This window comes from Alcaligenes endophyticus (assembly GCF_026344035.1).
GTDB classification, from domain to species: Bacteria; Pseudomonadota; Gammaproteobacteria; order Burkholderiales; family Burkholderiaceae_B; genus Alcaligenes; species Alcaligenes endophyticus.
On record NZ_JAPKND010000008.1, the window covers coordinates 45,316 to 59,774 of the forward strand.

The window sequence follows — 14,459 nt, forward strand, 5'->3', positions numbered from 1 at the left end:
CGTCTTAGTTCAACAAGCCTCGCAACACATATTGCATAATCCCACCATGGCGATAGTAATGCGCTTCACTAGGGGTGTCGATACGCACTCGGGCGACGAAACGTTTATCCCCCGCACGCACCTGCACCGTTTCCGGTATCTGCCCCTGATTCAGCGCCGTAATACCCTGAATATCCAGCACTTCATCACCTTCCAGGCCTAAACTTGCCGCTGACTCGCCATCTAGAAACTGCAAGGGCAAGACCCCCATGCCCAACAGATTGGAACGATGGATACGCTCGTAGGATTCGGCAATGACTGCCCGAACACCTAACAATACGGTACCTTTAGCCGCCCAATCTCGGGAAGAGCCCGAACCGTATTCTTTGCCTGCCAGAATCACTAACGGGATGCCTGCTTGTAAGTAATGACGCGACGCATCATAAATAGTAGCGATAGGCGCACCTTGCTGAGTAAAGTCACGGGTATACCCTCCTTCAGTGCCCGGGGCCAACTGATTACGTAAGCGTACGTTAGCAAACGTGCCCCGTATCATGACCTCGTGGTTACCGCGGCGTGAACCATAGGAGTTGAAGTCGCTAGGCTGTACCCCGTGTTCCATTAGGTACGCTGCCGCTGGACTACTGCGTGCAATAGATCCCGCGGGGCTAATGTGATCGGTCGTAACAGAATCGCCCAGTTTGGCTAACACTCGCGCGCCCTGAATATCTTGCACAGGCTCGGGCTCACGCTGTAGGCCCTCAAAGTAAGGTGGGCGGCGCACATAGGTGGAGTCTTGCTCCCATGCAAATAAATCGCCCTGCGGTGTGGGTAAAGACTGCCAACGCTCATCACCGGCGAAAACATCTGCATAGCCACGCGTATACATATCTGCAGCAATGGCTAACTGTATGGTCGCTTGCACTTCGGCTGCAGTGGGCCAAATGTCTTTTAAATATACATCGTTGCCCTGCTGATCCTGCCCCAAGGGCTGATTGTAAAGATCAATATCCATGGTGCCGGCCAATGCGTACGCCACGACTAAAGGTGGAGACATCAGGTAATTCATTTTCACTTCAGGGTGGATTCGACCCTCAAAGTTACGGTTACCCGACAGCACAGATACCACGGTTAAATCATGTTGATTAATGGCCTCGCTGACCTCAGAAATTAACGGCCCGGAGTTGCCAATACATGTTGTGCACCCATAACCCACCAGGTCAAAACCCAGCTGATTCAAATAGGGAGTTAATCCAGCACGCTCGTAATAGTTGGTCACGACTCTAGAGCCTGGAGCCAAACTGGTTTTCACCCATGGCTTACGCTGCAAGCCTTTTTCCACCGCTTTTTTAGCAAGCAATGCGGCTGCCAGCATCACACTGGGGTTAGAGGTGTTCGTGCAAGAAGTAATCGCGGCAATCACCACCGCCCCATCTGCGATCTCGAACTGGGTACCGTCGCCTAGAACCACTTCGGCCTGCTGCTGCACCGCTTGCGGTGCTTGATAAGAAGGCGTGTCAGAGGCGGGGAAACTTTCGGCTAAGGCATCGTCATAGCTATTATTCCCTTGTGCCAAACCTTGTAAGTCGGCCAAGGCATCACGGAACGCATTTTGTGAAACTGACAAAGCGATACGGTCTTGAGGGCGCTTGGGTCCTGCGATCGAAGGCACTACTGTGCTTAAGTCTAGCTCTAAGGTTTCAGAATAACGCGGCTCATGATCAGGGTCGTGCCATAAACCCTGAGCTTTAGCATACGCTTGCGTCAAAGCGATAAGCTCAGGACTACGACCCGTTAACGCCATGTAGTTGAGCGTTTCTTGATCTATGGGGAACATAGAAATGGTCGAGCCGTACTCAGGGCTCATATTGCCGATAGTGGCACGATTTGCCAAAGGCACGGCACTTACACCTGGCCCGTAGAACTCGACAAACTTACCCACCACACCGTGCTTGCGCAACATTTCCGTGATAGTTAACACCAAATCGGTAGCAGTGGTCCCTTCGGGTAGGGCTCCGGTTAGTTTAAATCCAACGACACGGGGTATGAGCATAGAGATAGGTTGACCCAGCATGGCTGCTTCAGCCTCAATGCCGCCTACTCCCCAAGCGACCACTCCCAAGCCATTCACCATAGGAGTGTGAGAGTCGGTTCCTACACAGGTATCAGGATATGCTTGAAGCCGACCATCTTCACCTTCACGCGTGAACACGACTCGAGCTAAATGCTCTAAGTTCACTTGGTGCACGATCCCCATCCCGGGAGGCACCACTTTAAAATTATCAAAAGCGGTTTGCCCCCAGCGCAAAAAGTTATAGCGCTCTAGGTTACGGCTATATTCGATCTCTACGTTGCGTGCAAACGACTGTGGGCTGCCAAAATCATCGACAATCACAGAGTGGTCAATCACCAGTTCCACCGGTGCTAAAGGATTAATTTTTTGTGCATCACCGCCTAAAGCTTGCATCGCTTCACGCATCGCCGTCAAATCCACCACGGCCGGCACACCTGTAAAGTCCTGTAAAACCACTCGGGCTGGCGTGAAGGAAATTTCCCGATCTGGCTCAGCATTAGGGTCCCATCCTGCTAGGGCACGAATATCCGCTGCGGTAATATCCTTACCATCCTCGGTGCGTAATAAGTTTTCCAGCAAAATTTTTAGACCGTATGGCAAGCGAGCTACATCTAGCCCCTCGCCTTGTACAGCATCCAAGCGATAAAACTCATACTGTTTATCACCGACCTGTAAATGATCCAATGCATTAAAACTGTTTAGGCTACTCATTCGGAAACCTCCTGTCAGAAACATTGCGCGGCAATTACACTGCGTTACACTCTACTATCGTTACTCATTGCGTAAGCTTAAAGGTATCATCTTACTTGGTGGTATTCATTCACTTGTTACAGCTGCCCCACTAATAATTCAAGTTTCAAGGCCTTGCCGTTCATTCACTGCCATTCTCATCCCTCATTGCTGTAGACGTTCATTACAGCTCTGTTTTCTTTAAGGGTGCATCGGTTTTATGTTCAAAGTCGACCTACGCCGACTCATTGTCTTACTTGCTTTCAGCAGCAGCCTAGCCACATTAATCTACACCCTGGTAGGTACATACAACGCTGAGCGCGATTTACTGATTGAAAATACGCTGGAAAGTAACCGCGCCTATGCTGCCAAATTAGCCACTAGTACTGATCAGTTTTTAGATAATTTACAGCAACAACTGGCTTACAGCGCACAGCTATTAGGCACACATATACATGATAAAACCTTACGTGATAACGAAGCTAAACGCTTACAACAACAAAATAATAGTTTTAACTCTGTCATCATCGTCAATTCCAATGGAGCCGTCTTAACGACCTCTCCGCCCGACCTAGGCTTAACAGGAAAAATACTGGATTCGGTGGGCGCCAGTCAGGCATTAAGCTTGCGCAAACCCTTAATCAGCCCGCCGTATGTAGGCCTAACCGGGCGACTGATCATCTTTATGTCCTATCCCATCATAGACCCCTCGGATCAGTATCTGGGCTATGTAGGCGGATCTATATATCTACATCAGGATAACAGCCTAAACATGTTATTGGGGGATCACTTTTACCGCGATGGCTCCCAAATTTATGTTGTCGACCATTCCAGACGTTTGATTTACCACCAAGACAGCATGCGTGTAGGGGAAATTATTGCTAACAATCCCGCCATCGAAGAGGTGATCAAGGGCAATAGTGGTGAAACAGAACTCGTCAATTCAAAACAAACATCCATGTTGGCTGGCTATGCCGCCACCCGCAAGGTAGGTTGGGGCATCGTTGTACAGCGCCCCACCGAGGTCGTTTTATATGAGCTAGACGCCTTATTAAAAAAAGTCGCCCGCAATACCATTCCCTTTTACCTGTTAACCAGCCTGCTTATTTGGTGGCTTGGTAGCCGAATCGCTCAACCCCTACGTCAGTTAGCACGCAGTGCTCCTAACTTAGACTCACCCCACTCCGCCCAGCAAATTACTAAAGTCTCTGCTTGGTATTTCGAAGCCGCTCAAATCAAGCGAGCCTTGCTCATAGGCTTACAACGCCTCAGCAAAAAAATTGGTCGTATGGACCTTGAACGCAATACTGATCCACTGACCGGCTTGCTCAACCGGCGGGGCATGGATGGCGCCTTACAAGAGTGGCAGCAAGACAGTAAAAACTTTGCCGTGCTAACGTGCGACATTGATCATTTCAAACGTGTTAACGACACCTACGGCCATGACGTTGGCGACTTAGTCCTCCAGTTCTTAGCCGATATGATGCGTCAGCACACACGCACAGGAGACCTGATCTGTCGAGTTGGCGGCGAAGAGTTCTTCATTTTTCTGCCCGAGCAAAGCCAGCAAGAAGCCTTTCAGGTTGCTGAGCGTTTACGCCAAGCCGTTGAGCAATCAGAGTCACCGAGCGGGTCACACATCACCATTTCGATTGGCTTAAGCCACTGGCCTTCGTATAGCGACAATTTAGCAGTAGTACTAAAAGCCGCTGATCAGGCCCTATACAAGGCAAAGCACAATGGCCGCAATTGCACCATGCACGCCAGCACGGAGCACTGAGTCAACGGAAATTGGCTTTACTCACTAATCAAACAGCAGCGGGGCCAACCTAAAAAGCCGTTGGCTCACGCTTGTTGGAGCGAGTCTGGCCCATCGGTATTCCTCACTAAATCTATTTCCAAGGACGATTTTTCCACAAAATACTCTGGCAGCTCCGCCTTAATAGCAGGCGCTAAGCTTTTAAAATCACCCACTTGTTTCACCAGGTTTCCGCGCCCACTCACTAATTGGTTTTCAGCCTTGCCATAAGCCTCGCTGGCTGCATCCAAACTTTTCTTTATACGCCCAAAACTGTCTAAAAAACCGTTTAGCTTATTGAACACAGACTCCGCTTTCTGGGCCAAGGCAGCAGTATGTTTGTTTTGATCTTCGTAACGCCAAAGTTGGCGCACGATATTTAAGCTAGTGAGTAAAGTAGTGGGGGTTGCTACTAATACATTGCTTTCTATAGCCTGTTGGAACAAGCCTTCATCAGCTTTTAAGGCCTCAACAAAAGCCGACTCAATCGGAATAAACATAAATACAATTTCCGGCGAGTTCAACCCGGGCAGGCGGTAATAATCACGATCCGCAAGCTCTTTAATGCGGGCAGAAACCGCTTGCACATGCTGCTTCAATGCGTGGCTGCGCGTTAGCTCATCTTCTGCATTCACGTAGCGTGTATACGCATTAAGAGACACCTTGGCATCAATAATCAAATGCTTATCTTGTGGCAAGTACACAATCGCATCGGGCCGCTGGCGCCCCTGTTCAGTGGTAATACTCACTTCGCGTTGGTAGTCACGCCCCGCCTGTAAGCCTGATCTATCCAAAATGTTTTCCAACACCAGCTCGCCCCAATTACCCTGCAATTTTTTCTGCCCTCGTAGCGCCGTCGATAACTCATGCGCTTCGGTAGTGATACGCTGATTGAGCTCTTTCAAATTCGCCAGTTCTTTGCGCAACTCACCTTGCTGACTGGTCTCGCGGTGATGAATATCGCGTACTTCCTGTTTAAAGCTATCAATGGACTGCTGAAAGGGATTCATCAAAGCCGTTAAGGTTGCGCTGCTACTTTCCTGCAAAGAGCGGGACTTTTGCTCTAGGATGTCGGTTGCTAGGACTTTAAACTGCTCCGATAAACTGGCCTTTTGCTGAGCAAAGCTGGCTACTTCTCGTGCGTGGCTTGCTTGACGCTCTTGGTACTCTGCGACTAACTGAGTGTGTGCCTGCTCTAACTGGCGGTGCTGAGCCTGCCACTGCTCAACTTTTTGCTCTGCCTCTGCCAGACGTTGGCGCAACTCATGCAACTGTTGTTGTTGCGCCTGCACCAAAGACTGCTCTGCCGCATAGTTTTTCTCAATCTCGTACTGTTGTTGACGCAGCAACTCTAAGCGCTCAGCAGCCACCACTAACTCATGCCGCTCAGCTTGTAGCTCGGCACTCAAGCGCTGCTCGGTAGCTTGCGCATGCTGCAGGGCCACTTCGCTCTTACTCTGGAGCAGTTCACGTTCGTGCTGTTCTTGGTGCCATTGCGCCTGATGCTGCGCCAACCGACGAGCGTGGATTACCACGGCCACCAGCCAGCCTAGCACCACGCCCACTACTCCCGCGCCTGCTAGCCACACACTTAGCTCCATCATCGATTGCATATCTACCACTACCTCTTCGTTAAACAACGGGCTCCACAGCGAGCATTTACGACTCCCTTCAAGCCACCTACTTATTACTTATATGAATATAAGAAAGGCTCATTTAGGTCTCTGTATGATAAAGACTTTCAGCCATCACTCATACCTGCCCACCATGCGTTTTCTTATCTCTAGCGCCACTATCTCTGCGCTTGCCTTGTTCACCCCTATTAATGCTAACGCAGCTGAGTCCTCGGTGACTTGGCCTACTCAAGCTATTACCGTTATCTTAGGTTTTCCTGCCGGATCGGGCGTGGACGTGATCGCCCGCGGCGTACAAGAGCCCTTAACAGAAAAACTAGGTCAAACCGTCATCATTGATTACCGACCTGGCGCGGCAGGAAATATTGGTAGCCAATACGTGGCCCGCGCTAAGCCCGATGGATACACCTTATATTTAGGCACTGCAGCCACACACGGCAGTAATGCTGAATTGTATAAAAACCTGCCTTTCGATGTAGAAACTGACTTCATTCCCGTTGCCCCATTGATTGATGTGGCCAATGTACTCACCATCAATCCAGAGGTTATTGACGTCACGACGTTGCAGGAGTTTGTGGATGAAATAAAGGCTCATCCGGGAAAGTATAACTATGCCTCCACCGGTAACGGCGCAGGCACACATATGGCCTTTGCCGAGTTTAACGCACGCTTAGGGCTAGACATGGAGCACGTGCCCTATAAAGGGGGCCCTGAAGCGATCACCTCGGTGTTGCGCGGAGAAACGTGCTGCATCATGAATCAAGTACAAACCGTATTGCCCCACTACAAAGCAGACAAAGTCAGGCTCTTGGGCGTCACCACAGCGACTCCTGTCGCCGCCGTCAACGAAGTGCCAACGATAGCCTCCAGCCAGATACCTGGTACAGAAAACTTTGACAGCTCCATCTGGTTTGGCCTGTTTGCCCCCCAAGGAACGGATTTAGCCATCGTAGAGAAAATTAATACGGCCGTTGCGCAAGTGCTTAATGAACCCGCCATCCGCACGCGCTTTGTTTCTCAAGGCAATGCGACACGAATAGAAACACCAGAACAGTTTCAACAAACCGTCAAAAATGATCGTATTAAATGGGCTAAGGTGATCAAAGATGCAAAAATCAGCATTGAGTAATACACTGGTTACCCCTTTATTACCCCTACTTGCTGTACCCGCTTAAACAGGCAGCACGGTTTATTCATTTATGTCTCTGAGACCACCCCATGCCCCAGCCCAAAATGGACTGCAGGCTTTAGAAGAGCGCTTGCGTGAAGACCTGCTCACGTTAGGTTGGCCAGCGAAAAGCTGGATTCCTCCCTGCTCGTTCCAAGGGCAGGCTGTGCACGATGTGCTGATTATTGGTGCGGGTCAAGCCGGTTTAGCGCTGGCCGCCGCTTTAGCGCAACTAGGTATACAAGCGGTGTTACTCGATAAGTCGCCCCACGACTTCGAGGGCCCCTGGGCAACTACCGCCAGAATGGAGACGCTACGCTCTCCCAAAGAGCTACTAGGTCCTGCCCTAGGTCTACCCTCTTTATCTTTTCGCGCTTGGTTCATAGCGCAATGGGGCCATCAGGCATGGCAACAGCTCGACAAAATCCCCCGCTTGCAGTGGATGGACTACTTACGCTGGTATAAGCGAGTCACTCACGCCGACGTACGTAACGAGCATGAGCTAAAAACCATACGGCCGCAAGGCAACGGACTCGTCGCTTTAGACGTAAATGCTAACGGCAAAACCAAAACTTGGTTTGCTCGACGAGTTGTCTTAGCAACCGGGCGTGACGGCCTAGGCGGTGCCCACATCCCTGCATTTATCCAGGGATTAGACAGAAAACACTGGGCACATTCTTCCCACCCCATGGATTACTCCTCGCTACGTAATCTTCATGTGGGTGTGGTAGGCGCAGGTGCCTCAGCCATGGACAGTGCCGCCACCGCCTTGGAACATGGTGCGGCAAGTGTAGATATGCTGATTCGGCGTCCCGACCTGCCACGCATCAACAAGTCTAAAGGCTCTGGTGTCCCCGGCCTGACCCACGGCCAATATTTGCTGCCTGACGAATGGAAATGGCGTGTCCGCCATTACATTAACGCCCAGCAAGTGCCTCCCCCCCACGACAGCACGTTGCGGGTATCACGCCACACCAATGCCTACTTCCACCTAGGATGTGCCATCGAAAAAGTCGAGCAAATGGGTGAAAAGTTGCGTGTATATACTACCCAAGGCATGTTTACCCTAGACTTCCTAATCGTGTCTACTGGGTTTGCTATTGACTGGGCATTACGTCCCGAATTTTCGCAAATTGCCCCGCATGTGCGTCTATGGGGCGACCGTTATACTCCCCCTGCCAACCAACGCGATGAAGAGTTATCGTCCTCCCCAGACTTAGGGCCCTATTTTGAGTTCCAGCCGCGCACCCCAGCAGCACTGCCAGGCTTGGAGCGTTTACACTGTTTCAGCTATCCTGCCGCCTTGTCTCATGGCCCAGTCTCGGGCGACATACCCGCCATTAGTGATGGCGCACGCAAATTAGCACAAGGTTTAGCGGCCTTGTTCTACCGCGAGGATGCCGACTACCACTTTACCCAATTACAGAACTACGCCGAGCCCGAGCTAGACGGTAAAGAGTGGACTCCCGCTGACACCGCGGCTCGTATACGTAGCCTGGGCGAACAAGCCTAACCCCGCGACTTCTCATTATGACTACTGCTACCTTAGACACCTTAGATCGCCTAGCTGGCCTAACCGAACAAGACGCTGCTTATAGCACCCGCCGTTTGCGTGAGAAAGCGGCGTTAGCCACGCAAGCATGCGAAACACTGCTTTTCAGTGAGGCGCTCTCTGCCAGCTTAACGCGCACCGAACGTTATCTACTGGCCAGTGAGCAAGCGCGCATTACAGGGGTGGCTGTCTTAGCCAACTATTACCGCGAACAAGCGCTACAAGCAGATACCGCTACTCAAGCCACACATGCTGCGCTGTTTCAAGTTATCGCCCAACCTGGTAGCCTCAGCGGGGATGCCCGCTTAGATGCCGTACTAAGCTTTGTTCGCTCTCTTGCTCTGCATCCTGCCACCAGTGACAAAAGCCACTTGCTGTCCGTAACCGAGCACGGCCTTTCGGTCGACGATACGGTTTTGTTGGCTCAACAGATTGGCTTTGTGGCCTATCAAGCGCGCCTGCTTGTTGGTCTGCTGGCCTTGACGGCCATCGGCGGGCAAACCGAGGTCGTGACAACGCAACAAGACTCGACACCCTTTGTACACCCAGCCAATCTCCCAGCACCAGGCGAGCCTTTACGTCGCCACGGCTTTACCAGCGAAACGTTAGGCTGGAATGCTTGGTTACCCGTACTGGACCCCGCTACCGCCAGCGACGAACAACAACGCGTGCTAGATATTAGCCACCCGAAAGCGCGCACCATGGATTTTTATCTACTACTGTGCCGCCAACCAGAAGTATTGCTCGAACGCTCACAAGCGTTTAATGCCATTATGTATGCACCCGGCGGACTGGCTCGCGCCGAGCGCGAAATCGCTGCAGCGGCCGTTTCAAGAATCAACCGCTGTGTCTTTTGCTTAGCCGTACACGCCCAACGCTTTGAGCAACTGGCTAAACGCAACGACGTGATGGCACAGCTATTTGATGAACCCGATACCGCAGGCACCAATGCCCGCGAACGTGCCATTATTCAAGCGTCCATTATCCTAACCCGCGCTCCGAATCAATTTGGTGTAGTCCATTTACATGCATTACGTGAAGCCGGACTGTCTGACCTAGAAATCCTCGACGCCATCCATGCCGCCGCCTTATTCGGTTGGGCTAACCGTTTAATGTTGAACTTAGGGCAAGAGGTTTACGCCACGTAAGCCTTCACGGTGCGGGCTGGCCTCTATTTTTAGGGCCGGCGCCGCAAGGTGCGAAACTCTACATCTACGCTTACGACTAAATGGGTCAAGCCTTGCGCTCGTGCTAAACCTGCGGCACTGGCTCGATAAAGGTGAGGTGTCATAAGCAGTAGGTCAGCGATGAGTTCTGGACTGTTTAATGTGACCTGACACTGCAAGCGCTGACGCTGTTGCAACACAAAGCCGTCTGGTACCTGCCATTGATCGGACTTCCCCTTCAGCTCGGGATAAATGATTTCTCGTAATTCTCGCAAATGCTCCGGTCCCGCTTCAACCATCAGTAACGTGCCTTCGGGCTTTAACACCCGGGCAAATTCCTCATAGACAGGAAAACCAAACATGCACAGCGCATAATCCACTGTCGAAGGCAATAAAGGCAGATTGGCATTGCTTCCCACTAGCCAACGCATGTCGCCATTTTTTTTAGCTGCCGCTAACACAGCCCATTTAGAGATATCAAGCCCGACCCAACGCAAAGAGCGTGACGATAAGTGAGCCTGGCAATAACGCAAGTAATAGCCTTCCCCACAGCCCGCATCTAAACATGTCGCGGACGGCGGTAAATTTGCCTCTTGGATGCATGCCGCTAATTGCTGTGCTAAAGGAGCATACACCCCCGACGCTAAGAAGCGCCGCCGAGCCCCCACCATTTCGTTACTATCGCCTGGATCTAAGGTGCGCTTTTTCTGTACAGGGAGCAAGTTAACATAGCCTTGACTAGCCGTATCAAAGCTATGCCCCTGAGTGCAACGCCACGAATTAGCCTGTTGCTGCAACGGCTGCCCATCTAGGGGACAACATAAACTTGCATACAGCAATGGAGTATTCATATCGTCGTGCTATTTTGTGATTGAAAGAAAGTCATTAAACGCTGGAAAGGAGTTGACGACAAGCACCCGATATCGATAAGTTTCACTACAATAGCGAATTCTCTGTCAGACACCTTCATATCGCACAACTATGCCTACCTTACCGCCCACGCTTAACCGTTGCCTAGAATGGCACGAGTTTTCCGATGCCGCTCGACAGGCTGTGAATAATGAAGGGCTACGCTGCATACAAGCAGCAGGGCTCACCATTGACTTGAGCGGTCAGCGAGACTCCCTCACGCTGCGCGACACAGCTACTGCTCTGCTTCACACGCGTGACTTTCCAACACAACGCGCACGCCTGTTTGCGGGTGAAGCTGTCAACAACACTGAAGAACGAGCCGCTTGGCATTCCGCCTTACGTGCCCCCGCTCCTATAACAGAGGTGGCTACGGAACGTTCTCGTATGAACGAGTTTATTCGCAAGGCGGACCTAGAACGCCGTTGGCGCAATATTGTGCATATCGGCATAGGCGGTAGCGACTGGGGCATACGATTGTCGTTAAGTGCTTTTGGCTACAGACAATGTTGGCGAACCGTACGCTTTCTAGCCAATATTGATGGTCACGCACTGGAAAGTGCGCTCTCTGGCCTAGACCCTCACGACACCCTAATCGTCGTTGCGTCAAAGTCATTCACCACCTCAGAAACCTTGCAAAATGCAGCGCGCGCGTGCGAGTGGTTGGGTAGTGCTGGCGTGCCACACCCGAAAAATAATGTCGTGGCTATTACGGCAAAACCCGATGTGGCCGAGCGTTGGGGCGTCCCCAGACACCATATCTTCCCATTTTGGGACTGGGTAGGCGGGCGTTTTTCCATTTGGTCTAGCGTCAGCCTGACCACTGCCTTATCGGTAAGTAGTGATGTTGTCGCGGGTATGCAGGCAGGGGCTGCGGCTATGGACCAACACTTTATAGAAGCCCCCATTGAACACAATGCTCCTATTCAAATGGCATTAGCCGGCATCATCAACCGCAGTGTTTTGGGATATGGCTCACTGAACATTTCCCCCTACGACTCCAGACTGAGCAATTTAGTCCCCTATATTCAACAACTAGACATGGAATCCTTAGGTAAGTCTGTGGACAAGTATGGACGCCCCATTGAGGTGCCCACAGGCCCAGCCGTTTGGGGGATGGCAGGCACCGACGCGCAACATACTTTTTATCAATGGTTACACCAAGGCAGCGACGGCGCTCCGGTTGACTTCATTGTCTGCCAACACGCTGACCACGGATGGGATGAACATCATAAGTTATTGCTGGCCAATTGCTTGGCACAACGTCAGGCTCTTATGCAAGGAAAATCATACGAACAGGCCTTAGCGGGTTGTTTAGCCGAAGGACGAGATCAAGATCGGGCGCACGCTTTAGCCCATCATCGCGTGCATGCGGGAGGCCGTCCCAACACACTGATTGTGCTGCCCAAACTAAGCCCATTCGCACTAGGTGCCCTGTTGGCTTTGTACGAACACAAAATCTTCACTCAGGCCATTATTTGGGGCTTAAATCCCTTTGATCAATGGGGGGTGGAATACGGTAAGGTGCTCGCCAACGATATCACCCGAGATCTTAGTGCTGACCACATAGACTGCGCTCATTACGATGCCTCTACGGCACATTGGCTGCAATCCTTCAACCAGCACAACAAAAACCCATAGCAGGCCGTCGGGCAAGCTCATGCTTGCCCTGGCGTCACTGCCCATTGAACGAGTATTGTTAATACAGCCTTTGGTTTTCTTGCCTCGTCTCGTTGCTCCTGATTTCTAGGGTTTTCCCTCGAAACCGGTATAACAATAACAATCAGACAAAATATCGCTGGGGTTTACCCTTGATTATACGGCTAGACCGCAAAGCTTTATTCGCTTTTGCTTATAGCCGTAGTTAAGCAATCCGGTACATTGATTGCACTTATTCTTAAAACGATATTTTCTGACCTATACGGAGACAACCCATGGGGATTAGCACTACGCCCGCACCTGTCGACGAAATGCTGCCTACTGGTAAGTTAGCCGCCTTGGGCCTACAACATGTACTTGTCATGTACGCTGGGGCTGTGGCGGTTCCATTGATTGTTGGACGCGCTTTAAACCTAAGCTCTGCTGAAGTCTCAATGTTAATTGCTGCTGACCTATTTATCTGTGGCATCGTGACTCTGATTCAATCACTAGGCGTCACCCAGTATTTTGGGATCAAACTACCGGTTATGATGGGCGTCACTTTTGCCGCTGTGGGCCCCATGGTATCAATGGCTTCCGCCAACCCAGGACATGAAGGAGCGCAGCTGCTTTTTGGCACGGTGATTGGGGCGGGGATCATCACCATGATCATCGCCCCATCGGTGAGTAAAATGCTGCGGTTTTTCCCTCCGGTAGTCACCGGTACCATTATTGCCATGATTGGCATCACGCTCATGCGCGTCGGTATCAACTGGATTTTTGGTCAGCCGGTAGGCCCAACGGCGCCTACAATGATTGACCCTAATCACCTAGCTTGGATCCAGCACGCCAAAGAGGCTGCCGCTATGCCCGGCTCAGCCATGCCTCCTATTCCTGACAACCTCGCGTTAAAAGCTACCGTGCCCAACCCTCGCTATGCTAATTTAACGGGCGTGGGCATTGCATCTATTGTGTTGCTATCGATTTTACTCATCGCAAAGTTTTGCCGGGGTTTTCTAGCAAATATCGCCGTCTTACTCGGCATCGTAGTCGGTGCTGTGATCGCCTCTGCTATGGGCATCATGACTTTCGAGAAAGTCGCCAATGCACACTGGTTCGACGTGGTTTTGCCATTTCACTTTGGCATGCCTAAATTCAACGCTCTGCACATCGCCACGATGACCTTAGTCATGATCGTGGTGCTGATCGAGTCCACCGGTATGTTCCTCGCTCTGAGCGACATGACAGGCAAAAAAATCTCACAGAAAGACCTGGCTCGTGGCCTACGTACCGATGGTTTAGGCACCTTATTAGGCGGTATTTTTAATACCTTCCCCTACTCCAGTTTCTCCCAAAACGTTGGACTAGTCGCGGTCACTGGGGTACGCAGCCGCTTTGTTTGTGTATCAGCCGGTATTATTTTGATCATCTTGGGTCTATTGCCAAAAATGGCCGCCTTAGTTGAATCCTTGCCTACGGTGGTTCTAGGCGGTGCCGGCATCGTGATGTTTGGCATGGTCACTGCCACAGGTATACGCATACTTTCTGGCGTAGACTACAAAAGTCATACCCATAACTCAATGATAGTCGCTATCTCGATTGGCGTGGGCATGATACCGCTGGTGGCACCGCACTACATGCAATGGATGCCTCACGCTATACACCCTCTAATCGAATCAGGCATTTTGCTAACTTCTATCTGTGCAGTTCTACTCAACATTTTCTTCAATGGTGCCAAAGAAGACCGACAAGCCGCCGTGGAGGCTGCCAAACACGCCTAACTCTTTTTCCTGCTTGTCATTGACTCACCGC

Annotated in this window: 9 protein-coding genes; 6 read left to right on the forward strand and 3 right to left on the reverse strand. The window is 51.2% G+C overall.

Annotation, left to right across the window (positions count from 1 at the left end):
- Positions 1-4: 4 nt before the first annotated feature.
- Positions 5-2,764: an aconitate hydratase AcnA gene (gene acnA / locus OSH01_RS13380; protein ID WP_266124622.1), complete on the reverse strand. Its 2,760-nt coding sequence runs from the start codon at positions 2,762-2,764 to the stop codon at positions 5-7.
- 238 nt (positions 2,765-3,002) lie between these two features.
- On the opposite strand from acnA, the gene OSH01_RS13385 reads away from it, so the two are divergent.
- Complete coding sequence (locus OSH01_RS13385; RefSeq protein ID WP_266124623.1) at positions 3,003-4,562, forward strand: sensor domain-containing diguanylate cyclase; 1,560 nt, start codon at positions 3,003-3,005, stop codon at positions 4,560-4,562.
- A 65-nt stretch (positions 4,563-4,627) separates the two neighbouring features.
- Here OSH01_RS13385 and rmuC read toward each other — a convergent pair whose 3' ends face one another.
- A complete protein-coding gene (gene rmuC / locus OSH01_RS13390; protein ID WP_266124624.1) occupies positions 4,628-6,220 on the reverse strand; it encodes a DNA recombination protein RmuC in 1,593 nt (530 codons plus the stop codon).
- 127 nt (positions 6,221-6,347) lie between these two features.
- Here rmuC and OSH01_RS13395 point away from each other — a divergent pair, with 127 nt between their 5' ends.
- The 3 genes from OSH01_RS13395 (at position 6,348) to OSH01_RS13405 (ending at position 10,082) form a co-directional block, all read left to right on the forward strand.
- Complete coding sequence (locus OSH01_RS13395; protein WP_266124727.1) at positions 6,348-7,343, forward strand: Bug family tripartite tricarboxylate transporter substrate binding protein; 996 nt, start codon at positions 6,348-6,350, stop codon at positions 7,341-7,343.
- A gap of 70 nt (positions 7,344-7,413) precedes the next feature.
- Positions 7,414-8,895: a flavin-containing monooxygenase gene (locus tag OSH01_RS13400; RefSeq protein ID WP_266124625.1), complete on the forward strand. Its 1,482-nt coding sequence runs from the start codon at positions 7,414-7,416 to the stop codon at positions 8,893-8,895.
- 17 nt (positions 8,896-8,912) lie between these two features.
- Complete coding sequence (locus OSH01_RS13405; protein WP_266124626.1) at positions 8,913-10,082, forward strand: CMD domain-containing protein; 1,170 nt, start codon at positions 8,913-8,915, stop codon at positions 10,080-10,082.
- A gap of 29 nt (positions 10,083-10,111) precedes the next feature.
- Here the strand turns inward: OSH01_RS13405 and OSH01_RS13410 are convergent, their stop codons facing one another.
- Positions 10,112-10,951 (reverse strand): putative RNA methyltransferase, encoded by an 840-nt coding sequence (locus OSH01_RS13410; RefSeq protein WP_266124627.1) that lies wholly within the window; start codon positions 10,949-10,951, stop codon positions 10,112-10,114.
- A 130-nt stretch (positions 10,952-11,081) separates the two neighbouring features.
- On the opposite strand from OSH01_RS13410, the gene pgi reads away from it, so the two are divergent.
- Positions 11,082-12,650, forward strand: a complete 1,569-nt coding sequence (pgi, locus tag OSH01_RS13415) for a glucose-6-phosphate isomerase (protein ID WP_266124628.1) — start codon at positions 11,082-11,084, stop codon at positions 12,648-12,650.
- Positions 12,651-12,943: 293 nt separating this feature from the next.
- A complete protein-coding gene (locus tag OSH01_RS13420) occupies positions 12,944-14,428 on the forward strand; it encodes a nucleobase:cation symporter-2 family protein (protein WP_266124629.1) in 1,485 nt (494 codons plus the stop codon).
- The last annotated feature ends 31 nt before the right edge of the window (positions 14,429-14,459 follow it).

Coding starts and splice junctions, on each gene's coding strand:
- OSH01_RS13385 (WP_266124623.1), top strand. CDS start 3,003: ATGTTCAAAGTCGACCTACGCCGACTCATTGTCTTACTTGCTTTCAGC.
- OSH01_RS13395 (WP_266124727.1), top strand. CDS start 6,348: ATGCGTTTTCTTATCTCTAGCGCCACTATCTCTGCGCTTGCCTTGTTC.
- OSH01_RS13400 (WP_266124625.1), top strand. CDS start 7,414: ATGTCTCTGAGACCACCCCATGCCCCAGCCCAAAATGGACTGCAGGCT.
- acnA (WP_266124622.1), bottom strand. CDS start 2,764: ATGAGTAGCCTAAACAGTTTTAATGCATTGGATCATTTACAGGTCGGT.
- OSH01_RS13420 (WP_266124629.1), top strand. CDS start 12,944: ATGGGGATTAGCACTACGCCCGCACCTGTCGACGAAATGCTGCCTACT.
- pgi (WP_266124628.1), top strand. CDS start 11,082: ATGCCTACCTTACCGCCCACGCTTAACCGTTGCCTAGAATGGCACGAG.
- OSH01_RS13405 (WP_266124626.1), top strand. CDS start 8,913: ATGACTACTGCTACCTTAGACACCTTAGATCGCCTAGCTGGCCTAACC.
- OSH01_RS13410 (WP_266124627.1), bottom strand. CDS start 10,951: ATGAATACTCCATTGCTGTATGCAAGTTTATGTTGTCCCCTAGATGGG.